The sequence below is a fragment of the Pseudovibrio sp. Ad37 genome, from assembly GCF_001623075.1.
GTDB lineage: Bacteria > Pseudomonadota > Alphaproteobacteria > Rhizobiales > Stappiaceae > Pseudovibrio.
On sequence record NZ_LMCF01000048.1, the window covers coordinates 39822 to 61429 of the forward strand.

Below are 21608 nucleotides of genomic sequence, written 5' to 3' on the forward strand. Positions count from 1 at the left end.
TTGCTTAGGCTGGGGCTGCTTCACTTGACCGAATTGAACGCACGCGGTCCGAGAGCCAATCCAGATCCGGATCGGCGATGCCGAGTTCTGTCAGGTGGTCTGCGGTGTTCCAGAGGTAGTCACAGTTCGGGCCTCGCTCACCGGCAGCGGTCGCGATGATCTGAGCTTGCTCTTCGGCGTTGAACTGACCGTATTGCTCATGCTCGCGGTTGACCACATAAGTGAGCGCCTCAACCTCGCGTCCATCCTGCAGTTTAAGCGTGGTGATGATTTCTCTATACGCCGGATTAAACAGCTCTCGTTTGCGTAGATCTTCCAGCACCTTCTCCTGCCCATCGCGGGGAATGCCCAAAGCAACACCGCTGCAATAAGCATCAGGTGCTGCATCCAGTGCCAAAACTAGACCGTGTTTGTCGAAGGTGCCACGGTAGCGCAGGGAGCACAGGCAGAACCGGCGTTTCCAACCATCAAGTCGGGCGGGCACTTGCTCAACGGGTTCAAAACCGGGGTGCCAGATGAGCGAGCCGTAGCCAAAGACCCAGAGAATATCTTTCATTTCTTTTCCCTTTTCAGGAGAATATTGAAAAGCAAAAAGGGCACCGTGAAAGGCGCCCTTTGCGATCAAATCTCAGCTGATCAATCCATAATCAGTTGATAGGACGCCACGAGACTGGTGTAAGGAGGTAGGAAAACCGATTTTGGTTCGCCGTTCAGCATCACCGTGTCTTTTGCATCAAAATGCAGATGGATTGGTAGCGGTCCAAGCCAGTTGTTGGAGATCTTGCCAATGCGGTTGCCTCTGACGATCTTGTCCATTGGCTTCACCTGTAGTGTGCCCATGTCCAGATGCACATAGCGATACAGCGTGCCGGTGGCGCTCTGGATGGTCACACCAAAACGACCTACATGAGCAACAATGCCGTCTTCTGCTGCAACAGCCCAGTGCTTGCTGGCTTCACATGATGCTGGCCGAATGTCCTGCCCCTGATGGCCGCCAGATGCGCAAACTGGCAGATCAGCCCTGCGGAACTCGCAGAAGTTATCGCGCCATGGGTAGGAATAGTTCACCGGATCACACTCGGACCCACCGTCAGCTTTGAACCCGCCCGGTGCATAAGCGTGAGAGTTGGCATAGGCTGGGCCGGATTCCACCGGAAAACGCATGTTCGGAAAGAAGGTGGCGTGGCTTGCAACACCTTTACCGGTGTTTTCAATCAGGTCTCCCGGCTGCATAAAACGGGAGCTGTCATCTGCGTGAGCGGAGAAGCCGAAGGTCAGGGCCAGACAGAGATAGATAAATCGCATCATTGGTTTGCTCCATTCACAACAAGGAGGGTCTGAACGACGCTTTGAAGAAAATCAGACTTACGGCAGCGCGTGTCTTTGATCGGGTTGTCGCAGGTCAGGCGGATTGTGTAATGCGCCCCGTAACGGTTCAGATTGTAGTCTGCCCCGTTGCCGATGGACTCATGCGCCGTCGCCTTATGATGTTCGGTGAGATCTTCCGTTCCGGTCAGCACACTGTGAGACCCCAGAATGCTGATCTGCGCACCTTCCAGAGTGTAGAACGCGGCATAGGATGAGTTCTGGCTTCCGAACTGTGGTGTCTCCATCTTCGCATCACTGCCGAAAATCAGGACAGGCAGCTCAATGTAACTGAGCTTGCCAGTTGTAGCGGCGACGAACTTCTCCACGGCGGCTGGGTCCCGCGCGAGTGACCGCTTTGCAGCGGTTTTGGCTGCTTGCCAATCGATCTTGGTTGGCACACGCTCAACACCATTCTTTGCCAGAGTGGGAGCGGCGGTTGTTGCTGCCAGAAGAGTGGCCGCTAATGCGACTTTGGCGAATTCCATAAAAGTCTCCTGTAAATGCAAAAGAGTGCAAAGCCCCGGCAATATCGGGGCCTTCATCAAATCATGCTGTTTCAAGCAAGCGTTCTTCGCGCACGGGCGCTGCTTCTTTTGCCGCTTTCGCCTCCAGCCGTTTCATCTGGCTGATGATGTTGCGGCGGTGCATTTCCTCAGTGCCGCCCACAGCGCAAAACGCCAGTGCATCGCGCAGGAAGGTCGAAACCTCGCCTTGGTGATAGCCTTTGGTGCCGTAGAGCTTGAGCAGGTCAATCGCACCACTGGTGATCGCTTCAGCCCCAACCAGCTTGGCAATGGAGCAGGTCATGCCGGCTTCCGGCGCACCGGACAGAAGCTGCTGGAGTGCGCCATAGGCCGTCCACTTGGCGGATTCTGCGGAGATGCGCATGTCGGTGAGTTTCTTCTGCACGTACTGGAACTCAAGCACTGGCACTTCGAAGGTCTGACGCTCCTGAGCGTAGCGCATCGCTTCCTTCAGCATCGGCTCAATCATCCATGCAGAAACCAAACCGTAATACAGCCTGCCGAGGGAGACGAAGGTGATCAGGTTGCGCAGGCCCTTGCCGGGAACGCCAAGCAGATCACCGTAATGCAGCGGGATATTGGTGAACTTCATCGGCCCGGTTGGCAAATCCAGATTGCCAAGCTTCTGGTCGTAGTCGCCAACTTCAAGGCCCTTGGTGCCTGCATCCAGCAAAATGAGCGAGATACCGTCACGCGCATGACCATCCAGCTTGCACACCACAAGCGTGAAGTCCGCCACGGGCGCATGGGCAATGTTGTACTTGGCACCATTGAGCATGAACGTCTCATTTGGTCCCGGTGTCAGCACAGAGGAGGTAGAGCGCACATCTGTGCCCGTATCAGGGTCCGCAATCGCAGTTGCGCTGAGCTTCCCTTTCAGGATACGGCCAAGATAATCCTTCTTCTGCGCTTCCGTGCCGAACAGGTTGAGTGCATGAACCATGCCTGCCTGTGCGATGACAGAAAGCAGAATACCCGGCGTGCGCACAGAGCATGCAAGACCTTCCAGCGCAGCGGTGAAGTCCCACCAGTCTGTGCCTGCGCCGCCATACTCAGCCGGGACGATGATCTTCCAGAGACCGGCTTCTAAAAGCCGGTCCCATGTGTCCTGATCAAATGCCTGCTTGCCAGCGTGAAGCTCTGAGTGGTCAATCTGGCTGCCAATTTGAGCATACTTTGCTCGCAGAGCCCGTTGACGTTCATTCCATTGTAGATCCATCAGAGATCTCCAGATTTCAAAAGTGACGGATCTTAAGCTGGCTGATGATGTGCGGCAGGTTCTTGCAGAGCTGCAACTGCAGTCTTGAACTCATCCGGCACCGGATAGGTTGCCTGCTTTTCGTAATCAAACATCACGTGAGTGGACGCTGCATTGGCAACCACGCGGCCATCTGCATCGCCAAGACGCATTTCATGCTGCATTTCAAAGCTTTTGCCACCAAACTTCGTCACACGGCTCAGCACAACCAGATGGTCGCCGTAAAGAGCTTGAGAAACGTAGTCGCAAGAGGTCTTCACCATGATGTGCGGCAGCTTTTCAGACTTAGGCAGCTTGAGCAAATCATGCATGTATTCCAGGTAAGCGGACTGCATGTAATCGTAGTAGATCGGGCTGCTCACATGACCCATTGAATCTGTATCGCGGTAGCGGATGTCGATTGGTGTTTCATAAGCTTTCTGTGTCATGAAATTCCCTCCTGTTGGGGTTTTGAAAATCATTGGTGAATGAAGGCTGGGTCTGTGTTGAGGCCTGCAACGGGCCATGAATGGTGAAGCCCATAGGCACGGGGCCGTGCTTTGTCAGGACTGTCAGAGAAAACTCGTTGGCGGCGCACAGCGTGGTGATGCAGCCATCAGCCTCGCCTTTGGCGCACACAGCCGCGGCTTGCGCGTTGCTGGTGACGTACTTGCGCTCAATAGAGGCCGGGATCAGTTTTTCCGGTGCCGGATGCGTTGCGCAAAGGGCAGGTGTTTTGCCGGTAGAAGAGGCCAGAACCATGTTGTCGGTGTTCATGATGAACACGTCCATCAGTTTCAGTTGGCCGATGTGCTCGTAAATAATCGAATGAAGATGCGGGTAGGCAACGACACTCAGCAAAACGGACTTGCGGCATTGAGCAACGGCTTGCGCTGCAATTTCCATGGTCGGGTGAAGAAAGACTTCGGTGGTTTTGCAGTGACGTTGTACCCATGTCAGAGCTGCTCTCTCGCAGTTCGTGCCAGTCGGCCCCAGAGTGTGAACTTGTCGGACCCAGTCAAAGGACAGTGGGTCTATTCCTTTGGCCAAATAGTCCGAAGCTTCAATATGTGCATCCATAAATTCTCTGATCCTTCACTTGGGAAGAAAGACTGAAAAATGCCGATGCAGGATTTGCGCGAGGCGCACCCCCTGACAAACTGCGTGGCTTGTCGTTGTTCTTATGCATGGCAGAGCGGTAACACGCGCAGACTCCAATGAATCTCCGTTTGCTCTGTCGGTCTTGAGGTGAATTTTGTTCCTCGCGTCCAGTAATATTTTTTCGTGTAACCCTATGGAGCCGGAAAGGTTTGCTTTGAACAAGCTGAAAAAACTGATGGCTTCCCTCAGGATAGATGAGGAATGCCTCAGCGGAAGTTATCACTTCTAAATTATTGATAATACAAGAGGTTGCATAAAAAGAAGGCACCGCAAAAAAATGCGATGCCTTCTGAAGGGCTTAGTAATTTGGAGCTGCGCGAAATATAGACAGTGCTAGGCGGCAACAGCTTCGCTGAGAGCTTTGCGGCCCATGTAATCATGAAGATCCAACATGCGTTCAAACCACAAATTGACGGGGTCACTCGGAGCAAGAATTGGATCAGGGCAGCACACTTTGCACCACTGCAAGGTCCCGAACAGAACATAATCTGCATGCATCGCTCTCTCACCACCGAACCAATCCTGGTTGGTGAGCAGGTCGCGCACAGGGTTCAACTTCTCCGGCAAAGTGCTCAGTTCAGCGTCTCGCCCTGCGTAGACCTCTTCGAGAGGTTTTCCGAACCGTTTTTCACGTGCAGGCCGGAAGTAGGCGCGGTCGGCATCACTCATGATGTTGTACATATCCATCACAGCAATCACAGCCAAAGTCGGGTGCAGGACGGTTTTGCAGTAGCTCTCCACAAAACGGGAAAGCTGAAGACCACCAGCGCCATCAAATAGGCTGGGTGCCTCCTGATAGGTCTCTTCCAGATACTCGGCGATCTCAAAACTATCGCCTAAAAGCGTGCCTTGGTCGTTGAGCACAGGAACGCTGGTGAAAGATCCGTCTTCAATATTGGTAATGTCGCCAAAGGAAACTGGCTTCAGGTCAAAATCGAGGCCCTTGTGCTTCAAGGACATCATAATTTTCCAGACATGCGGGGAGTAATGTTGCCCGGAGGCTCCGCTGAGGCTGTAAAGAAGTCTTTGCATGTGGCTTCTCCCGATGAGAATTAAACAATGGGTTTGCGCTAAAAAATTCCTCAGTATTCCGGATTGTTTTTGTCTTTAACGCCAACTGGGCAGAGCAGCCATCCGCCCAACTGGAAAGCAGAGTACAAGACTTCAGCCCATTGCTGAGCTGAAGTCTTGTAAATCTGGTTCTTTTGAAAGTGTCAGGAGGCGATGAGCGCCGCCTCTAGTGTTCGGTCGTCTTGAAACGAAAGGCTGGTGCAATTGTCTGTCGCCAGAATGGAGCGAACCGCCGCAATCACCGGGTCTTCTTTCCGGCAGGAAAGGTGCGCAAACAACACGCGGGCTGATTTTTGCACCTGAGAGAGCAAGACGATATCACCCTGGTTCTCTTGTGGGTTTGTTGAGTTGGCATGAACGAGCCCGATACCAACACCGCTGGCAATCAAAGCACGTGTAACCCCCTCATCATCCACATTGATCACCCGCTTGGGCCTGATACCGTGCGTGTCCAGAAGATCCCTTGCCACACGCCCGCAACAGGAGTCGCCACTTGGGTAGATCCACGGCACGCTTTCAAGTGCCTTCCAGTTCACCTCAGCCGCAACGGGCACAAGATCCGCAGGGGCTGCGAGGTAAACGCAGAAATTGGAGATCTCCAAGGTAGACAGTCCGGCGTCATCCTCACCTGTTTCCGTGTAAAATCCGGCGTCGAGGCTGCCATTGCGAATGCCTTCCAGCACCTTCACAGAGGGGCGGTGTTGCAGCTCAACTTCAACCTCGGGGAACTCCTGAGACATAGCCGCAAGCAGATTGCTCACAACGCCTGTGCTTGAGTTGCGGCCAGCGCCGAGGGTCAGGCTACCAGCAAGACTGCCGCGCAAGCGGGATGCTTCTTCCAGAAATTTCTGGTGCCGATCCAGCAATTGGTGTGCTTCCGTGAGGAGGCGTTGCCCGTCGGGTGTAACAGCCATTCCACGCGGTGTGCGTTGAAAGAGCGTTAATCCCAATGTCTCTTCCATATTTTTGATATGCGCACTGACAGCTGGCTGACTGCGAAAGAGCAATTCTGAAGCTTTGGTTATGCTACCTTCGCGCGCGACCGTCACGAAGGTTTTGAGTTGATGAATGTCCATCCTTTTCCTTCCAATAAGAAAAGAGTTTCTTGAACGTATTCGGCTCTGAAAAGGACAATAACTATGCTCAGCCGTTGGCTTTGGGCTAGTGTGCTGGCACCCGGTTAACGGGTATGCCCTGCTATCACCCTACGATATCTCTGCAGTCAGACCAAGTCTACTTTCGAAGGCCTGTCCTTCTGAGAGATGCATGTCCGGTCATGTTGTCGGGCCGGACGCTGCGCTCCTGAAATCCTTGTGATAGCGATGTTTGATTCCGCCGCGATAAGTAAACGCGATAAGTAAATTATTTTGAGGGTTCGATGAATAATTTGATTGCTCGTCATCATATAATTAATTTGTTTCCGTGGTTTGGTTTAGTGATTTTAATTTTGTTATATTTATTGATGTGAGAATTTGTTTTCATGAATATATGAATTATATTTATTTAATATGACAATACATAACCAATGAATATTGTATAGTGCTAAAGTGAATTATTGATAATCACTTAGAGTTAGAATTTTGTTTGCTTGACGATGTTTTGAGCAGATGGGGCAAAAGATGATTACTTCCTTGGCACATTGACGGGAACCGTGAGGGTGAGCTGACAATGTGTCGGGAGCATGAGTGTCAGTCTGATTATCTTATCCAGTTGGTTTTGGGGGCAAGTTGCTTAGCGAATTTGCATCTGAGTCATCTCGTTGCTCAGCCAATTGATGAAATCCCAAACCGGGGCTGAGGGGATAGATGTTTCTGGCAAGACAAACTGAAAAGCACGCTGGCAAGGGAGCGTCTCAGCAAACGGCTCTACAAGCGTGCTTGCATTCAATGCATCTATGACATAGAGGTCTCTGAGAATGGCAAAGCCACGTCCGGCAATAGCGCTTTGCAGGATTAAGTCCGTGTTGTTGAAGGTGAGCTGCTGCTCCATCTGGCCGGAAAAGTCAGGCCAACTGGCTTCCAGATACTTCTGCCAGTGGAAGGCCTCGTCTTCATGAATGAAATCAGCTTTGGCAAAGAGCTCAACTGGCGCTGAATGCGGTGCCAGACGCTCTCCTGCGATGGTCTCCAGATAGTTTGGTGAGCACACCACACGCATCCGCTCTTGCGGCAGGGGAATAAGCGGAGATGCGCCGAGATCGCCCTCAGGCTTGGGAAGCAAGCGCAGTGCTACATCGAGCTTTTCCTCCGCAAAATCAACGAAGCGATTGGCTGCACTGATCCGGATTGCCACATGAGGATGCAAGGCGGAGAACTGGGCCAGACGTGGCACCAGCATGATGGAGGCGAGAGAGGGCGCAATGCCGATTGTGAGCTGCTTTCGAGCGGTCTGGCTGGCGAGGAGGTATGAGAGGTTCTCTATACCATTGTTGATTGCAGAAACTTCCGAAAGGATATCTTGAACCAGTTCCGTCTGCTCCAGATTGCGCCCGTTCATGCGGAACAGCTTAACGTCCCAACGCTCTTCTAACTGCTTGATATGATAGGATACTGTTGGTTGCGAGACGTTCAGTTCCCGTGCGGCAGCGGAGATGGATTTGTGCCGTGCAACTGCCGCGAGTGCGCGTAATTCCTGAAGGGTCGGGACGAAACGTCGAGAGATAGCCATGAGTAATGTATAGAGTTCTTCTATACATGGATCAATCAGACTGATTTGTCTTGCTCTGACCCGCACTTATAAACTGCCCAAAACTTTGAGAAATATCCGTCATAATGACGAATTTGGGGGTTGGGATGTTTAAAAATACCGGAAAAGCTATCTTAGGGGCTGCATTATTTGTCTCTGCAAGCGTTGTTGGCATGAGTGCTCAGGCGGGAGAGGCTCTGGATGCGATCATGAAGAGCAAGACGTTGCTCGTGGGCTCTAACTCTGATTATCGCCCCAACGCGTTTATGGGAGACGACAACCAGCTGCAGGGCTTTGACATTGACGTTTCCAAAGAGATCGCAAAGCGTCTTGGTGTTGAGGTGCAGTTTGTAACGCCGGGTTGGGAAATCATGACTGCGGGCCGCTGGTCTGGCAGATGGCATATGGTTGTCGGGTCCATGACCCCAACAAAAGCCCGCGCACAGGTGCTGGATTTCCCTGCCGTGTATTACTACACCCCGGCAGCTTTTGCGGTTCACAAAAACTCCAAGGCAACATCGCTTAAGGATCTGGACGGCAAGGTGATCGGCGTTGTGGGCTCGTCCACCTACCACAAGTACCTGGAGCACAAGCTTGAGATTGATGCGGTTGGCGCACCGGCTTTCGAATATGCTGTGACACCGGGTGAAATCAAACTTTACAGCGATATCAACGAGTTTGACGAGCTGTCTCTTGGCGACGGCGTGCGCCTTGATGCATTGGCGCAGTCCGTTCCTGTTATTCAGCAGGCGATGAAGAAGGGTCTGCCGATCAAACAGCTGGGTGATCCGATCTTTTATGAACCGCTGGCGATTGCGATTGATAAAGGCGACAAAGAGCTCAGCGACAAGCTGGCTTCCATTGTTGAGGACATGAAGAGTGACGGCACTTTGACCAAGCTCTCCGTGAAATGGCACGGCGCGGACCTCGTGAGCGTTAAGTAAGATCATGGTCACACTCACCAATGGCGCTTTCAGGCAGGGTCCAGCCCGCCTGAAAGCTGCAGCAACGCTTGGATCACTGGCCTTTGTGATCGCGTTTTATCTCGCGTTCAATCAAGGCGTGATCGGGTCATTCCTTCGCCCTGCGATGAGTGAAGAAACACTTGCCAGCTGGTGGGGGCGTTTTTCTGTATCCATGGTGATTTTCCTGCTGGTGTCAGGACTGGGGTTTCTCGTCCTCAGCCTGTCCCGGCGCGCTCAGCTGATTACTGTGTGGCTTCTGCTTGCAGCAGGTGCTTTCGGGTTCTTCCTGAGCTTTGAGCTGAGCTTTGAGTTTATCGGGCGTAAACTGCCCTTTCTGATAACGACAGGGGCGTTCACCACGCTCTATGTCTCTGCGATCGCGATCACACTGGCCTTCATCTTTGCCTTGCTGGGCGCCACTGCAAAGCTCTCTGGCATTGGTGTGGTTGAGGGTGTCGGGGCATTTTACACCTCGTATTTTCGCGGCGTGCCTTTGCTGGTGCAGCTCTTTTTGATCTATCTCGGCCTGCCGCAGATTGGTTATGTCATTTCGCCCGTTCCAGCAGCAATCATCGCGCTGTCGCTGGTGTATGGGGCGTACATGACCGAGATTTTCCGTTCCGGCATCCAGTCGATCTCACTTGGGCAATGGGAAGCTGCGGATGCGTTGGGCTTGCCGCGTTTGTTGACGTTTCGAAAAGTCATCCTGCCCCAAGCCATGCGGGTTATTGTGCCGCCAACGGGCAACCAGTTCATCGCGATGCTCAAGGATTCCTCGCTGGTTTCGGTCGTCGGCGTCTGGGACATCATGTTCATTGCACGAACGCAGGGACGATCTGACTTCAAGATTCTGGAGATGCTGATCACCGCCTCCATCATCTACTGGGTCATGTCGGTCATGCTGGAATTTGTGCAACAGCGCATTGAGACGCATTACGCAAAGTCGCTGAAGCGATAATTATTCTTCCATTGATTTTGAGCGCATGGGTGCGCCACGAGTTTTCGTGCCCTGAAGGGATACGCTTATGACAAGCAATACTGGCAAAACCACGCCGCAGAGCGTGGCTGCTGATAAAAGAACCATTGTCGGAATTTTGGCGAATTCCTCTGAAGATGCGGGCCTTGGAACGCAAACCATTGATGATAAGTACCTGACAGCCGCATTACAGGCTGTTGGGGCAATCCCTCTCATCATCCCAACGCTCTTGAAGGACGCAGAACTGACCCATGTGCTGTCCTTGGTTGACGGGCTCATTCTGACAGGTGATGCCTCCAACATTCAGCCGGCCTATTACAACAATGACGGCACCTCTGAGAGCCATGGCCCTTTTGACGACAAACGCGACACCTCTGCATTTGTGCTGATCCGTGCCGCTTTTGAAAATGACCTGCCACTGCTTGGAATTTGCCGCGGCATGCAGGAAATGAATGTGGCTTTCGGCGGCACCATCCGAAATGACCTTTATGCGAACCATGAGTTTTCGCTGCACCACCCTATCGACTACACGCTGCCACCAAAACAAAGATACGGGGCAGCTCATCAGCTCATCCTTGAGGAGGATGGACTGCTGAACTCTATCCTTGGTGAAGGCGACCATCAGGTAAACTCTCTGCACGAACAAGCGGTTGAGACGCTTGGAGACGGGCTGGTGCTTGATGCTCTTTCTGAGGACGGCGTGATTGAAGCCTTTCATCATCCAGACAAAGCGTTCTTCCTTGGCATTCAGTGGCATGCGGAATTTGAAGCCGTGAGTAATCCCGTTTCCACCCGCATTTTTGCGGCCTTTTCTAAGGCCATGCAGAGCATAGAAGATGTGAAGGCGTTCCTGTAATTCTTCTCAATTCAAAACGAATTGCAGCTATTTACCTAGGAAAATTCGAACCAATCTCAACTAAGTGTCCTCTGATTATTCAATGGTTCCGCTGAGTGGTTGAGACAGGGTTGTATCATTGTGAAAAGGTTCATTGATGAATGGAAAGGCTATTTTGGAGACCTCCCTCCCTATAGCCATTACCTCCGTGATGTACTGCCCGAAAGGTGGGTCAGGTTCCATGCACTGCCGGATACAAGACGATACGCAGAAACGCCGGAAGAAGCCGCAATTGTCTTTAACAGAGGCAGAGTATTGGCCAATCGGATTTTAAAGGAGGGGCAGAATTGCCTCTTCATCTCGTATTTCCCGAATTTCGATAAGTATCCTCTCCCTTACAGTCACAAGCTTCTTGATCAGTTTCGTCTGAAATACTGGTTCAAATGGAAGTATGAGGATGACCCATGGGGCGAAGAGGAAACCATAGGCTTTTACGGCAACGAGGTGCGCTGGTTTCCTGAGGTCTATCGCGAAGCCCTAAAAGATGCAGCACAGGATGAAGAGCGTTTTCTACTCATGAACCGGGAAACATCGCGCATATTTGCACCCTATGACGGCGGCTTCGATTGCTTCATGCAAAATGCAGAAGAAGTTGCCCGCCTTAAATGTGAGTTTGCAGAATGGCTTTCTCCTTGCTGATGTTGCGAAGCCAAAAAATCTCACACTGAGTAATAAAGCGTCATCCTGAATTGACCATCTCCAACAACTGGTATGCTTGGGCAGGCGGAGTGTGGCCAAAGCGGAACTTGACGAACTGCCGTTAAGGTGTTCACAGTCCAGCTATGATTTCTGCAGTAATATTTGATCTTGATGAAACGCTTTTTGCTCGCACGTCTTCATTGAAGGCGTTCGCAGAAGACCAGTTAAACAACCAGTACCCGAACGTGTTCCCGACTCCTTCTCATGTCGTGGCTCGTTTGTTGGAGCTCGACAATCGCGGGAAGTCGTCAAAATATAAAGTGTACCAAACGCTATTCAAAGAGTTTGGAATAGACGACCAAAATCTCGCAGCTGAGTTATACGATCACTACATGCGAAACGCATGGCGATTTGCGATGCCGTTTGAGGGGCTTAACGAGGCGTTTAGTGAAATCAGGGCCTTGGGTGCAAAAATCGGAATTGTCACTAACGGAAGGACCGACATACAGTTGAGGTCTCTTCTGGCTCTAAATTTGGACCGGCTCGCCGACGACTACATTATCTCAGAGGCGGTTGGGTTGCGAAAACCAGATGCGAAGATTTTTCAACTTGCAGCTGGAAATCTATCAGTTCGGACTGAGGATTGCGTCTTTGTTGGCGACTCTCCAACGGCTGATGTTTCCGGGGCCCAAACAGTTGGAATGAAATCCGTTTGGTTTCCGAATGGTGCTATCTGGCCCAAAGATCTTCCCATACGAGCTGTTGCAGAAATACAGTCTTTGTCAGAGTTAATTGGAGTATTGAAGGCTTTTTGAATATCAGCTCGGGTCTTTCGGCATACCGAACAGGCGATTTTGGCTGTTCGGAGGCTTTTGAGTATGAAAGTTTATTACTTTCTCATAGCAGGCCTGATCTATAGTGCTGCGCAAGGGACCGCGCGATTGGACATATGAAGTTTATTGAAGCCGGGGTGCTAAACGTCGCCTATATGGATGTTGGGCCGAAATCAGGTGTTCCAGCTGTTCTGCTTCATGGCTTTCCGTATGACGTGCGCAGCTATGACGAAGTCTCCGTTATCCTCGCCAATCGCGGTTTTCGATGTATCATCCCTTACTTGCGTGGCTACGGGCCAACCCAATATCTGTCTCCGCAAACGCCGCGCTCCGGTCAGCAAGGCGCATTGGCCTTTGATCTGCGGTCACTGATGGTGGCTTTGGAGCTGCCGCAGGCGATTGTTGCGGGCTATGACTGGGGTGGCCGGGCAGCTTGTATCGCCGCAGCCCTCTGGCCGGAAAAGGCGAGGGGGCTTGTGAGTGGCGGGGTGGCCTACAACATCCAGAACATCCCTGCAGCCTACCGACCTGCCTCGCCTGAGGAGGAACAGCTCTGGTGGTATCAGTACTATTTCCAGAGTGAACGTGGCCGCAATGGCCTGACTGAGAACCGCGAAGAGCTGACAAAAATGCTCTGGCAGCAATGGTCACCCACCTGGGAGTTTTCTCGCCGAACCTTCCGCGAAACCGCCGAGAGCTTTGACAATCCTGATTTCGTTGAGACTGTCATCCACTCCTACAGACACCGTTTTGGGTTGGTTGAGGGAGATCCCGCTTTTGAGAAGATCGAGGTTCTGCTCACCGCACAGCCGAAGATCAATGTGCCAGCCATTGCATTGCTTGGTGCCAATGATGGCGTAAGCCCACCGTGGCACAACAAAGGGCACGAAACAAACTTCAACGGATATTATGAGGCGCGTCTCGTCGAGGGTACAGGACATAACCTGCCGCAAGAAAACCCCGAGGCCTTTGCCGCAGCAATTATTGAAATTGCTGACAAAACAGAATAGTCAGCCGCGTTCACGTGGTGGGGGGAGAGGGAAGGGCCTCTCTCCAATCGCTGGATTAAGCGGCTGACAGGGTCAGCGCGTCCAGCTCTTCAAACGGCAAGCCTACATACTCTTCTGCCAGCGCTCTTTGCTGGGTCTCGTTTTGCAGCAGAAGCTCATAGCTGTTCTGCTGGATTTTAGCATCGAACCCGTTCATGTCCGGGAAGACGTGCATCAACTGCGTCATCCGCCACGAGAAACTCTCAGAGCTCCACACACGGCGTAGAGCTAGCTCGGAATAACGCTCCAGATGAGTGGATTGATTGCTCTTGATCTGCTCAATCAATCCGCGTGAGAGATAGAACACATCAGAGGCTGCGAGATTGAGCCCCTTCGCTCCGGTTGGTGGCACAATGTGAGCAGCATCGCCTGCGAGGAACATACGTCCGTATTGCATTGGCTCAGCCACGAAGCTGCGGAGTGGTGCGATGGATTTTTCAATAGAGGGTCCGGTGACGATATCTGACGCCACATCCGCAGGGAAACGGGCGATCAGCTCTTCCCAGAACCGCTCATCGGACCAGTCCATAACGCTGTCTGTCAACGGGCACTGAATGTAATAGCGGCTGAGCAGGCGGTTTCGCTGCGAAGCAAGTGCAAACCCACGTTCATGATAGGCATAGACCAAATCCGGCAGGGGTGGCACTTCTGCCATGATGCCAAGCCAGCCAAACGGATAAGCCCGCTCGTAGGTGCGTAAAATGTCGTCAGGAATGGTCTTGCGGCTGACACCGTGGAAGCCATCGCAGCCAGCAATGTAGTTACAGTCCAGATGACAGGTCTGCCCGTCCTTCACGTAGGTCACAGAAGGCTTGTCAGAGGTCACATCATGCAGGGTTACATCAGTTGCTTCGTTGATGATGTTGCCGCCAGCGCGTTTCCGGGCCTCATACAGATCTTCGGTAATGTCGGTCTGGCCGTAGACCATCATCTCCTTGCCAGTCCATTTGTGCGTATCAATGAAATGACTTTCAAAGCCCTGCCGCGTAATCCATGAGCCTTTTTTGCTCTTACCATTCTTATCCATACGCTCCGCAAGGCCATAATCGCGGAGCAGTTGGACTGTGCCGGTCTCTAAAAGACCAGCACGAATGCGAGAGAGAACATAGTCTTTGCTGCGCTGTTCCAGGACAACGCTGTCCACGCCGTTTTCGCTCAGGATGTGAGAGAGTAATAAACCAGCAGGACCGCCGCCGATAATCGCAACCTGAGTACGATCTCTATGGTGGGTCATGAAAAATTCCTTAGGTTCAAAACATCTGGCAGATCGCGGCAATGGGGTATGCGCTAAGTCAGAAGTAAAATGGATTGCGAATACACGTTTGAATGGTGTTCAGTGTTGCTGTTTATGATTGATATGTAAAATTGATTTATAGGCAGAAATTATAGCAAAACTGCTATGTGAGCGCTTTGATCCATTCGGTTGTCTCAGCAATCAGTCCTGCCAAGACAACCTGTTGTTTTGCGTTTAGGAAAGCACTCTGGGCAGCCAAAGGGTTAGCGCTGGGAAGCTCACCAGAATGGCGACACGCACCAGCTCGGCGCCAAAGAATGGCGCAACCCCCTTGAAGGTCTGGATCATTGGCGTGTCTTTTGCCAAGGCTGAAATCACGAAGACATTCATGCCCACTGGCGGCGTAATCAGCCCAAGCTCGACGACAATCAGCGCCAGAATACCGAACCAGATCTTCAGGTCTTCGGTGCTCATGCCATACCCGGCACCATCTGCTCCCTGATACATGCCGCCGTTCAGCTCCATAAGCACAGGCCAGAAGAACGGGATGACCAGCAACATCATGGACATGCTGTCCATCAAACAACCAAGCGCAATGAGTGCCAGCAGGATCAGCAGCATCACGGTCATGGGTTCCAAACCGGAGCCTGCAATCCACGCCGCTGTCTCCTGCGGCAAGCCAATGCGAGACATGAAGATCTTGAGCAGCTCCGCACCCAGCAGGATCAGATAGATCATGCCGGAAGTCGCTGCTGTCTCCTTCAACGCTTCGATCATATCGCTGAGGGACAGATTGCGCTGGAGCAGTCCAAACAGCATGACGAGAAACACACCCACAGCAGCTGCTGGTGTTGGATTGTAGAAGCCGAAATAAATGCCGCCGATGACAAGTCCGAAAACGGTCAGTACAGGCAGCACGCCGAGGGAGGCTGCGAGGAACTCTTCTCGCGTTCCGGCACCACCTGCAGGGCCAGATGAGGGACTGACGAAAACGTAGAGCGCGATCACCGCGAGGAACAAAAGAACGGCCAAAATACCCGGAATAAACGCAGCAACGAACATAGTAACGATGTTCGCCTCCACAATCACCGCATAGATGATCAAAACAACGCTTGGAGGGATGAGAATGCCCAGAACTCCGCCAGCTGCGAGCGTGCCGGTGGCCAAAGCGCCTGAATAATTATAACGCTTCAGCTCTGGCAGAGCGACTTTACCCATGGTTGAGGCGGTCGCGAGTGATGATCCGCAAACAGCGCCAAACCCGGCACAGGAGGCAATCGCTGCCATGGCCGTGCCACCCTTCATCCAGCCAAGCCATGCGTTTGCTGCTCTGAACAGGGACTGGCTCAAGCCGGTTTTAGAGGCGAGCGCACCCATCAGAATAAACAGCGGAATGACGGAGAGATCATAAATGGCGAACTGACCATACGCCAATGTTTTCAACTGACTAAGCAGCAGCATTGGGCCGTTGACGAGCGCAATTCCAATGCCGCCGACAAGGATCATCGCGTAGGCAATCGGGATACGGATGACAATGAGGAACACCAGAATGGCGAGGGCTCCAAAGCCCATGAAAAGACTTGCCGCCATCAGGTTCTCCGAGTCAGATCTCTGGTGTTTTCACTCAGCGTTATGATTGCTCCAATGCTCAACAGAAAAAGCGAAATCAAAACAGGCACATACGCATACCAAACGGGAATCTGCAAAATTGCGGTGGTGTAATCGTATTCCCTTTGATCAGACATACCATGGTACATCCGCCACAACAGCAGCAACCCAAACCCAAACGCAATCAGTGATGCGATCAACGCCAGAAACGCTTTCAAACGAGGTCCAGCCTTACTGGTAAATATGTCCGCTGTGACATTGGCATCAGTGATCTGACAGAAGGGCAGGAAGGAAAAGACTGCAATAGCAACGCCGATCTCAGTGAGCTCGAAATCTCCGGGAAAGGGAGCTGCCCATATGTTGCCAAGGGTGGAGTAGATGTTTATCGCGACCACCGCCAGCAGAACCACGCCGCCGGTAAGTGCCCATGCTACAATAAGTTTTTCGAATGCACCGGCAATGCCGGTGCGTCCGAGTTTTTGAAAGGCGCCCATAGCTACTCGCTGTGCTTGGAAATCAATGCCTGTGCTTTTGCAACAATCGCGTTGCCATCAATGCCTTTTTTGGCGACTTCTGAGGTCCATTTGTCAACGACCGGAGCCAGAGCTTCTCTAAAGACAGCTGTTTCTTCTTCAGAAAGAGTGATGTGTTTGTTGCCTGACTTTACAGCGAGGCCGATGCCAAAGTCATCTGTCGCACGCCAAACTTCACCAACCTTTGCCCACCATTCAGGACCAGATGCATCGCGGAAAGCTTTCTGAATGTCTTCAGGCAACCCTTCCCAGCGCTCTTTGTTCATGGAAACCTGGAAGACAGAAGTACCAAAGCGCGCTTTGCCAGCACCTTCGATCTGATACTCGGTCTGTTCCTGAATTTTCAGCGGTGGAATGATTTCCCAAGGAATAAACGCCGCATCAATCACGCCTTTTTGCAAAGCTGTCGGCAGCTCAGGAACCGGCATCGCTGCAGGAGACGCGCCAAGCGCTTCAATAACCCATGCACCGGTACGCGATGGCGTACGAATGCGCATACCTGCCATATCAGCCGGACTGCGGACTTCCTTGTCGCGTGTGTGAAGGCCTGCACCTGCATGTACGTGCAGGAACATGACTTCCAAGCCCTTGTATTCAACTTCAAGATCGCTCTTGAACATGTCGTACAGTGCAAGGTTTGCCGCGCGTGGATCATCCAGGAATACGAACGGTAGTTCCATCACTTCAGTGCGTGGAAACAAGCCCGGTGTGTAACCGTTCAGGGTCCAGACGAGATCAACAACGCCGTCACGAACCTGGTTGACCAGCTCTGGTGGGCGACCGCCAAGTGACATGGACGGGTAAATCTCGATTTTGACCTGGCCGCCGGAATTCTCTTCAACGGCCTTTGCCCATGGTTCCAGCATTTTGGTCTGCGCTGGCGCTTTGGGGCTTAGAAAGTGGTGGAGCTTAAATGTGTATTCTGCTGCACCTGCCATGGAAACACTGGCAAGCAAAAGTGCCGTAGAAGCGCAGAAGCCTTTGAAATTACCAAACATAAGTATGTGACCCTCCTGAAGAATGGTCGAAACCAGACAAGCCTTCCTGATCCTGCTACTTGGGGCAGTCTCATCTCCCTAAGGCCGTCAAATTCTTAATCACGATCCGGATGATCCGCCAAGGGAATTCTTAGGAATCACCACTGTGAAATCGGAGAATTACATATACTTTTCAAAATGAATAATGAAAAATACCGTGCTTCTCATGCCGTATTGGGTATCAATATGCACCCTGAATTTGCTCTGACTTAGTGAGCTGGAGCACGAACTTCCTCTTGCTCGCTCAATCCCATAATGATCTCGGCAAAGCATTGGGCCGCTGTATCCAGCGTTTCGCCAGCGCGCATGTTGAGGCCAACAGAGCCGACCGTCGCACGGGTATCAATCGGCAACTCCACGAACTGGCCGCTTTCAATCTCGCGCGCAATCACACCGCGCGAAATGATCCAGATCGCGTTGTATTCCTGTGTGAAGGCTCTGCCGAATGAGTCCGAGACGGTTTCGATTGCCTGCTCTGGTTCAGGAATGCCGTGTTCAATGAAAAGCCGATCGACGAACGGGCGAATAATTGAGGCTGCAGAAGGGATTAGCACCGGATGAGCATCCAGCTCATTCACGCTGATCTGCGGTTTTCCTGCGAGGGGATGGTTCTTGTCGACGGCAAAAACGACACGCTCGCGATAATGCGGTTCGAACACCAATCCCTGCATGTTCTCTGGTGCTGGCAGGCGGCCCATAACAAGATCCAGCTCACCATTTCTCAGTTGATCCAGCAAAACGTGGTTTTCTCCGGTTACGATGTGAAGACGGTTTCGCAACCCTGTATCAAGGAAAGCCTTAACGGCCTGCGGAATGAGTGATGCAGCCACTGTGGGCAGAGCGCCAATGCGGACCATCGGGCCGTCGCTATAGTTGAGCTGAGTTAATGCATTGATGCCGTTACGGGCAGCGGCAAGACTGGTGCCTGCATGACGCAGGAACACCTCACCGTAATGGGTGATGCGGATTCCGCGCCCGTCTTTTTCAATCAGAGGCTGCCCGCATATTTCTTCCAATTCGCGAATAGTACGGGTGACAGCTGGCTGTGTGAGATGAAGCACCTCCGCAGCGCGGCTCACGCTGTTTTGGCGAGACACTTCAACAAATGCTTCTAAATGCCTGAGCTTTAATCTGCGCAAATTATTCATAACAATCTCAATATGATTAATCTGGATAATATCATTATTCATTTTGAAACAGACATGCAATTGATCCGTTTAGGGGGATGTGCATGCACTTCATAGAATTAAACTCTACTACGCTTCACTTCAGTAAGACCAATTCAGAGTCAGCAGCACCAGCGCTTGTTCTGATTAATTCATTGGGAACAGACTTTCGCATTTGGGATGAATTTCTGGTTCATCTCGGGCATCAAGGCGAAATTCTAACCTATGACAAACGTGGGCATGGTCTGTCTGATGTTGGCAATGAGCGGTATTCGATTGACTTGCATATGCGTGACCTCGCAGCGCTTATGGACAGCCAGTCCATCAGGAATGCAGTGATTTGCGGTGTATCTGTAGGGGGCATGATCGCAATGGCACTGCAGGCCGCTCGGCCTGATCTGGTGAGTGGACTGATCCTGTGTGACACCGCACCGCGCATCGGTGACGCACAGACGTGGCAAGAGCGTATCAACACGATTGAGGCCAACGGGATAGAGGGGATCGCTGATACAGTGATGTCTCGTTGGTTCTCAGCTGGCTTTCAGGCAGATTTTCCAGAAGCGGTTGCAGGATATCGCAATCTTTTGTGCCGAACACCTTTGGACGGATACATCGGCACATGTGCAGCTATTCGGGATGCTGATCTGACCTGTCAGGCCGCACAGATTGACGTGCCTGTTCTTTGTGTTGCTGGTGAAGACGACCAGTCAACACCACCGGAACTGGTTGAGGAGATGGCTAACCTCATTCCGAACGCTAAATATGAGCGGGTGGGAAGCTGCGGACACCTGCCTAGTTTGGAGCAGCCTGAGTATCTGGCGCATCTGGTTCGGCAGGCAATTTCTCGATGGCCGAACAGGATTGATCAGCGAGAGCTGCGACAAAGCGAAATTTACAAACAAGGCATGCAGACACGGCGCAGGGTGTTGGGCGACACCCACGTGAATGCTGCTGAGGTTCAAAAGAACAGTTTTGACGCACCTTTTCAGGAGCTTATCACCGAAGCTGCTTGGGGGCATGTGTGGTCGCGGCACAACTGGACATTGCGAGAACGGTCCATTGTAACTATTGCGCTTCTCGCTGCGTTAGGGCACCTAGATGAGGTGGCCATGCATGTGCGGGCCGCAAGAAACACCGGGGCAACACGGGAAGATATAAGTGAAGCTCTGCTGCACACCGCAATTTATGCCGGTGTACCAGCCGCAAACAGCGCCATCAAAGTCGTCAAAAATGTTTTCGCGCAACTTGATGCGTCAGGGGAGTGAGATGAGCAAGCCAACGACCAATGCTGGTCCGTTCTTTCCACGAGACCGGAACTGGCATCCACCGGCATTGTCGCCCAACTACAAAACTAGTGTGTTGCGGTCTCCGCAAAAGGCACTTCTGTCTCTCGGAAATACAATCAGCGAAACCACCGGACCAGTCTTCGGCCACAACATGCTGGGTGAGCTGGATCACGATTTGGTGCAGAACTATGCCAAACCGGGTGAAAGTGCGCAGGGAGAGCGCATCATTGTCCATGGCCACGTTCTGGATGAAGAAGCCAAACCAGTTCCGAATGCGCTGGTAGAAGTCTGGCAGGCCAACGCTGGTGGGCGCTACCGCCACAAAAAAGATGACTATCTTGCGCCGCTTGATCCGAACTTTGGTGGGTGTGGCCGAGTGATAACCGATGAGAATGGATATTACGCTTTTCGAACTGTGAGACCAGGCCCGTATCCGTGGCCAAATGGCGTGAATGACTGGCGTCCGTCACACATCCATTTTTCTCTCTTTGGTTCCGGCTTTGCGCAGCGTCTGATCACACAGATGTATTTCGAGGGCGATCCGCACATTCCGCTGTGTCCGATTGTGAGGACAATCAATGATCCGGCTGCGATTGAGATGCTGGTTGCCAAACTAGACATGAACCATTGTGTGCCAATGGACGCCCGCGCTTACCGCTTTGATATCGTCCTGCGTGGCCGTCGCTCAACCATGTTTGAGAACCGTATGGAGGGCAATTGATATGACAAAGCTGGAGTATCTGAAAGAAAGCCCAAGCCAGACGGCAGGTCCGTACGTTCATATCGGCTGTACACCGAACTTCATCGGCAACACCGGGATCTTCAAGGAAGACCTTGGCGCACGCATGATGAATGAGCAAACCAAAGGCCAGCGCATCACGATCAAAGGCCGTGTGTTTGATGGAACCGGAACACCTTTGAAAGACGCCATGTTGGAAATCTGGCAGGCGGATAGCGAAGGTCTGTTCAACAGTCCGTCGGAGATGCGCGGCGAAGCTGACCCCAACTTCACCGGATGGGGACGCCAGCCGGTCAATCTGGATAGTGGCGAGTTCTGCTTTGAAACTGTGAAGCCGGGCGCTGTACCGTTTCCTGATGGCAGGCCGCAAGCGCCACATATCAACTTCTGGATCGTTGCGCGTGGGATCAACCTTGGTCTGAATACGCGCATGTACTTTCCGGAAGAGGAAGAAGCCAATGCAGCTGATCCAGTGCTTGGTCGTGTTGAACATCGCGTGCGCGTTTCAACGCTGATTGCGAAGCAATCCGGCGATACCTACACCTTTGACATTTACATTCAGGGTGATAACGAAACCGTCTTCTTTGATATCTGATTGATAA

General features: G+C 52.1%; 23 protein-coding genes. 9 read left to right on the forward strand and 14 right to left on the reverse strand.

The features are described 5' to 3' along the window. Nucleotides 1-4 precede the first annotated feature (4 nt). From PsAD37_RS10805 to PsAD37_RS10845, 9 genes are all read right to left on the reverse strand, one after another. Nucleotides 5-556: a gamma-glutamylcyclotransferase gene (locus PsAD37_RS10805; protein WP_063296179.1), complete on the reverse strand. Its 552-nt coding sequence runs from the start codon at nucleotides 554-556 to the stop codon at nucleotides 5-7. Nucleotides 557-636: 80 nt separating this feature from the next. Next, complete coding sequence (locus tag PsAD37_RS10810) at nucleotides 637-1308, reverse strand: M23 family metallopeptidase (RefSeq protein WP_063296155.1); 672 nt, start codon at nucleotides 1306-1308, stop codon at nucleotides 637-639. Beyond that, nucleotides 1305-1853, reverse strand: a complete 549-nt coding sequence (locus PsAD37_RS10815) for a hypothetical protein (protein WP_063296156.1) — start codon at nucleotides 1851-1853, stop codon at nucleotides 1305-1307. Before PsAD37_RS10815 ends, PsAD37_RS10810 begins: the two co-directional genes overlap by 4 nt. A 61-nt stretch (nucleotides 1854-1914) precedes the next feature. Beyond that, the gene (locus PsAD37_RS10820) at nucleotides 1915-3111 is read right to left on the reverse strand and encodes an acyl-CoA dehydrogenase family protein (protein WP_063296157.1); all 1197 of its coding nucleotides are present in this window, start codon (nucleotides 3109-3111) and stop codon (nucleotides 1915-1917) included. A gap of 32 nt (nucleotides 3112-3143) precedes the next feature. Continuing rightward, nucleotides 3144-3578, reverse strand: coding sequence for a thioesterase family protein (locus PsAD37_RS10825; RefSeq protein ID WP_057461502.1), 435 nt, complete (start codon nucleotides 3576-3578; stop codon nucleotides 3144-3146). Continuing rightward, nucleotides 3559-4209 carry a hypothetical protein gene (locus PsAD37_RS10830; protein ID WP_063296158.1) on the reverse strand — a complete coding sequence of 217 codons (651 nt, stop codon included), beginning with the start codon at nucleotides 4207-4209 and terminating at the stop codon, nucleotides 3559-3561. Before PsAD37_RS10830 ends, PsAD37_RS10825 begins: the two co-directional genes overlap by 20 nt. Before the next feature lie 414 nt (nucleotides 4210-4623). After that, nucleotides 4624-5322: a glutathione S-transferase family protein gene (locus tag PsAD37_RS10835; protein ID WP_063296159.1), complete on the reverse strand. Its 699-nt coding sequence runs from the start codon at nucleotides 5320-5322 to the stop codon at nucleotides 4624-4626. Between the two features lie 182 nt (nucleotides 5323-5504). Beyond that, nucleotides 5505-6437 carry a LysR family transcriptional regulator gene (locus PsAD37_RS10840; protein WP_063288028.1) on the reverse strand — a complete coding sequence of 311 codons (933 nt, stop codon included), beginning with the start codon at nucleotides 6435-6437 and terminating at the stop codon, nucleotides 5505-5507. 655 nt (nucleotides 6438-7092) lie between these two features. Next, complete coding sequence (locus PsAD37_RS10845) at nucleotides 7093-8028, reverse strand: LysR substrate-binding domain-containing protein (protein WP_063296160.1); 936 nt, start codon at nucleotides 8026-8028, stop codon at nucleotides 7093-7095. A gap of 125 nt (nucleotides 8029-8153) precedes the next feature. On the opposite strand from PsAD37_RS10845, the gene PsAD37_RS10850 reads away from it, so the two are divergent. The 6 genes from PsAD37_RS10850 to PsAD37_RS10875 all read left to right on the forward strand — a co-directional run bounded on the left by PsAD37_RS10850 (nucleotide 8154) and on the right by PsAD37_RS10875 (nucleotide 13364). Further along, nucleotides 8154-8990 (forward strand): transporter substrate-binding domain-containing protein, encoded by an 837-nt coding sequence (locus PsAD37_RS10850; protein WP_063296161.1) that lies wholly within the window; start codon nucleotides 8154-8156, stop codon nucleotides 8988-8990. 4 nt (nucleotides 8991-8994) lie between these two features. Next, nucleotides 8995-9969 carry an amino acid ABC transporter permease gene (locus PsAD37_RS10855; protein ID WP_063296162.1) on the forward strand — a complete coding sequence of 325 codons (975 nt, stop codon included), beginning with the start codon at nucleotides 8995-8997 and terminating at the stop codon, nucleotides 9967-9969. 67 nt (nucleotides 9970-10036) lie between these two features. Next, complete coding sequence (locus PsAD37_RS10860; protein WP_063296163.1) at nucleotides 10037-10843, forward strand: gamma-glutamyl-gamma-aminobutyrate hydrolase family protein; 807 nt, start codon at nucleotides 10037-10039, stop codon at nucleotides 10841-10843. Nucleotides 10844-10963: 120 nt separating this feature from the next. Next, nucleotides 10964-11521 (forward strand): hypothetical protein, encoded by a 558-nt coding sequence (locus PsAD37_RS10865; protein ID WP_063296164.1) that lies wholly within the window; start codon nucleotides 10964-10966, stop codon nucleotides 11519-11521. Nucleotides 11522-11664: 143 nt separating this feature from the next. Further along, on the forward strand, nucleotides 11665-12336 hold the full coding sequence (locus PsAD37_RS10870; RefSeq protein ID WP_063296165.1) for an HAD family hydrolase: 672 nt from the start codon (nucleotides 11665-11667) through the stop codon (nucleotides 12334-12336). A gap of 134 nt (nucleotides 12337-12470) precedes the next feature. After that, entirely contained in the window at nucleotides 12471-13364 is an 894-nt protein-coding gene (locus tag PsAD37_RS10875; protein ID WP_063296166.1) for an alpha/beta fold hydrolase, read from the forward strand. 55 nt (nucleotides 13365-13419) lie between these two features. On the opposite strand, the gene pobA is transcribed toward PsAD37_RS10875, so the two are convergent. The 5 genes from pobA to pcaQ form a co-directional block, all read right to left on the reverse strand. Next, nucleotides 13420-14637, reverse strand: coding sequence for a 4-hydroxybenzoate 3-monooxygenase (gene pobA / locus PsAD37_RS10880; RefSeq protein ID WP_063296167.1), 1218 nt, complete (start codon nucleotides 14635-14637; stop codon nucleotides 13420-13422). Between the two features lie 234 nt (nucleotides 14638-14871). Next, entirely contained in the window at nucleotides 14872-16227 is a 1356-nt protein-coding gene (locus PsAD37_RS10885) for a TRAP transporter large permease (RefSeq protein WP_063296168.1), read from the reverse strand. After that, nucleotides 16227-16739: a TRAP transporter small permease gene (locus tag PsAD37_RS10890; RefSeq protein ID WP_057461489.1), complete on the reverse strand. Its 513-nt coding sequence runs from the start codon at nucleotides 16737-16739 to the stop codon at nucleotides 16227-16229. The genes PsAD37_RS10885 and PsAD37_RS10890 overlap by 1 nt, the downstream gene beginning before the upstream one ends. Nucleotides 16740-16741: 2 nt before the next feature. Then, nucleotides 16742-17776 (reverse strand): TRAP transporter substrate-binding protein, encoded by a 1035-nt coding sequence (locus PsAD37_RS10895; RefSeq protein ID WP_063292848.1) that lies wholly within the window; start codon nucleotides 17774-17776, stop codon nucleotides 16742-16744. A gap of 248 nt (nucleotides 17777-18024) precedes the next feature. Continuing rightward, nucleotides 18025-18963, reverse strand: a complete 939-nt coding sequence (gene pcaQ, locus PsAD37_RS10900) for a pca operon transcription factor PcaQ (RefSeq protein ID WP_208991826.1) — start codon at nucleotides 18961-18963, stop codon at nucleotides 18025-18027. Between the two features lie 83 nt (nucleotides 18964-19046). On the opposite strand from pcaQ, the gene pcaD reads away from it, so the two are divergent. From pcaD to pcaG, 3 genes are read left to right on the forward strand one after another with little or no spacing between them, the layout of a single operon-like run. After that, complete coding sequence (gene pcaD / locus PsAD37_RS29485) at nucleotides 19047-20246, forward strand: 3-oxoadipate enol-lactonase (protein ID WP_063296169.1); 1200 nt, start codon at nucleotides 19047-19049, stop codon at nucleotides 20244-20246. Continuing rightward, a complete protein-coding gene (gene pcaH, locus PsAD37_RS10910) occupies nucleotides 20230-20988 on the forward strand; it encodes a protocatechuate 3,4-dioxygenase subunit beta (protein ID WP_063296181.1) in 759 nt (252 codons plus the stop codon). Before pcaD ends, pcaH begins: the two co-directional genes overlap by 17 nt. A 1-nt stretch (nucleotide 20989) precedes the next feature. Continuing rightward, nucleotides 20990-21601, forward strand: a complete 612-nt coding sequence (gene pcaG / locus PsAD37_RS10915; protein ID WP_063296170.1) for a protocatechuate 3,4-dioxygenase subunit alpha — start codon at nucleotides 20990-20992, stop codon at nucleotides 21599-21601. The last annotated feature ends 7 nt before the right edge of the window (nucleotides 21602-21608 follow it).

Bases quoted from the DNA above. Each gene is read 5' to 3' on its own strand.
- PsAD37_RS10815 (WP_063296156.1), bottom strand. From the start codon at position 1,853: ATGGAATTCGCCAAAGTCGCATTAGCGGCCACTCTTCTGGCAGCAACA.
- PsAD37_RS10885 (WP_063296168.1), bottom strand. From the start codon at position 16,227: ATGGCGGCAAGTCTTTTCATGGGCTTTGGAGCCCTCGCCATTCTGGTG.
- pcaG (WP_063296170.1), top strand. From the start codon at position 20,990: ATGACAAAGCTGGAGTATCTGAAAGAAAGCCCAAGCCAGACGGCAGGT.
- PsAD37_RS10820 (WP_063296157.1), bottom strand. From the start codon at position 3,111: ATGGATCTACAATGGAATGAACGTCAACGGGCTCTGCGAGCAAAGTAT.
- PsAD37_RS10835 (WP_063296159.1), bottom strand. From the start codon at position 5,322: ATGCAAAGACTTCTTTACAGCCTCAGCGGAGCCTCCGGGCAACATTAC.
- PsAD37_RS10840 (WP_063288028.1), bottom strand. From the start codon at position 6,437: ATGGACATTCATCAACTCAAAACCTTCGTGACGGTCGCGCGCGAAGGT.
- pcaH (WP_063296181.1), top strand. From the start codon at position 20,230: ATGCGTCAGGGGAGTGAGATGAGCAAGCCAACGACCAATGCTGGTCCG.
- PsAD37_RS10850 (WP_063296161.1), top strand. From the start codon at position 8,154: ATGTTTAAAAATACCGGAAAAGCTATCTTAGGGGCTGCATTATTTGTC.
- PsAD37_RS10860 (WP_063296163.1), top strand. From the start codon at position 10,037: ATGACAAGCAATACTGGCAAAACCACGCCGCAGAGCGTGGCTGCTGAT.
- PsAD37_RS10855 (WP_063296162.1), top strand. From the start codon at position 8,995: ATGGTCACACTCACCAATGGCGCTTTCAGGCAGGGTCCAGCCCGCCTG.
- PsAD37_RS10825 (WP_057461502.1), bottom strand. From the start codon at position 3,578: ATGACACAGAAAGCTTATGAAACACCAATCGACATCCGCTACCGCGAT.
- PsAD37_RS10875 (WP_063296166.1), top strand. From the start codon at position 12,471: ATGAAGTTTATTGAAGCCGGGGTGCTAAACGTCGCCTATATGGATGTT.
- PsAD37_RS10890 (WP_057461489.1), bottom strand. From the start codon at position 16,739: ATGGGCGCCTTTCAAAAACTCGGACGCACCGGCATTGCCGGTGCATTC.
- pcaD (WP_063296169.1), top strand. From the start codon at position 19,047: ATGCACTTCATAGAATTAAACTCTACTACGCTTCACTTCAGTAAGACC.
- PsAD37_RS10830 (WP_063296158.1), bottom strand. From the start codon at position 4,209: ATGGATGCACATATTGAAGCTTCGGACTATTTGGCCAAAGGAATAGAC.
- PsAD37_RS10895 (WP_063292848.1), bottom strand. From the start codon at position 17,776: ATGTTTGGTAATTTCAAAGGCTTCTGCGCTTCTACGGCACTTTTGCTT.
- pobA (WP_063296167.1), bottom strand. From the start codon at position 14,637: ATGACCCACCATAGAGATCGTACTCAGGTTGCGATTATCGGCGGCGGT.
- PsAD37_RS10810 (WP_063296155.1), bottom strand. From the start codon at position 1,308: ATGATGCGATTTATCTATCTCTGTCTGGCCCTGACCTTCGGCTTCTCC.
- PsAD37_RS10805 (WP_063296179.1), bottom strand. From the start codon at position 556: ATGAAAGATATTCTCTGGGTCTTTGGCTACGGCTCGCTCATCTGGCAC.
- PsAD37_RS10845 (WP_063296160.1), bottom strand. From the start codon at position 8,028: ATGGCTATCTCTCGACGTTTCGTCCCGACCCTTCAGGAATTACGCGCA.
- pcaQ (WP_208991826.1), bottom strand. From the start codon at position 18,963: ATGAATAATTTGCGCAGATTAAAGCTCAGGCATTTAGAAGCATTTGTT.
- PsAD37_RS10870 (WP_063296165.1), top strand. From the start codon at position 11,665: ATGATTTCTGCAGTAATATTTGATCTTGATGAAACGCTTTTTGCTCGC.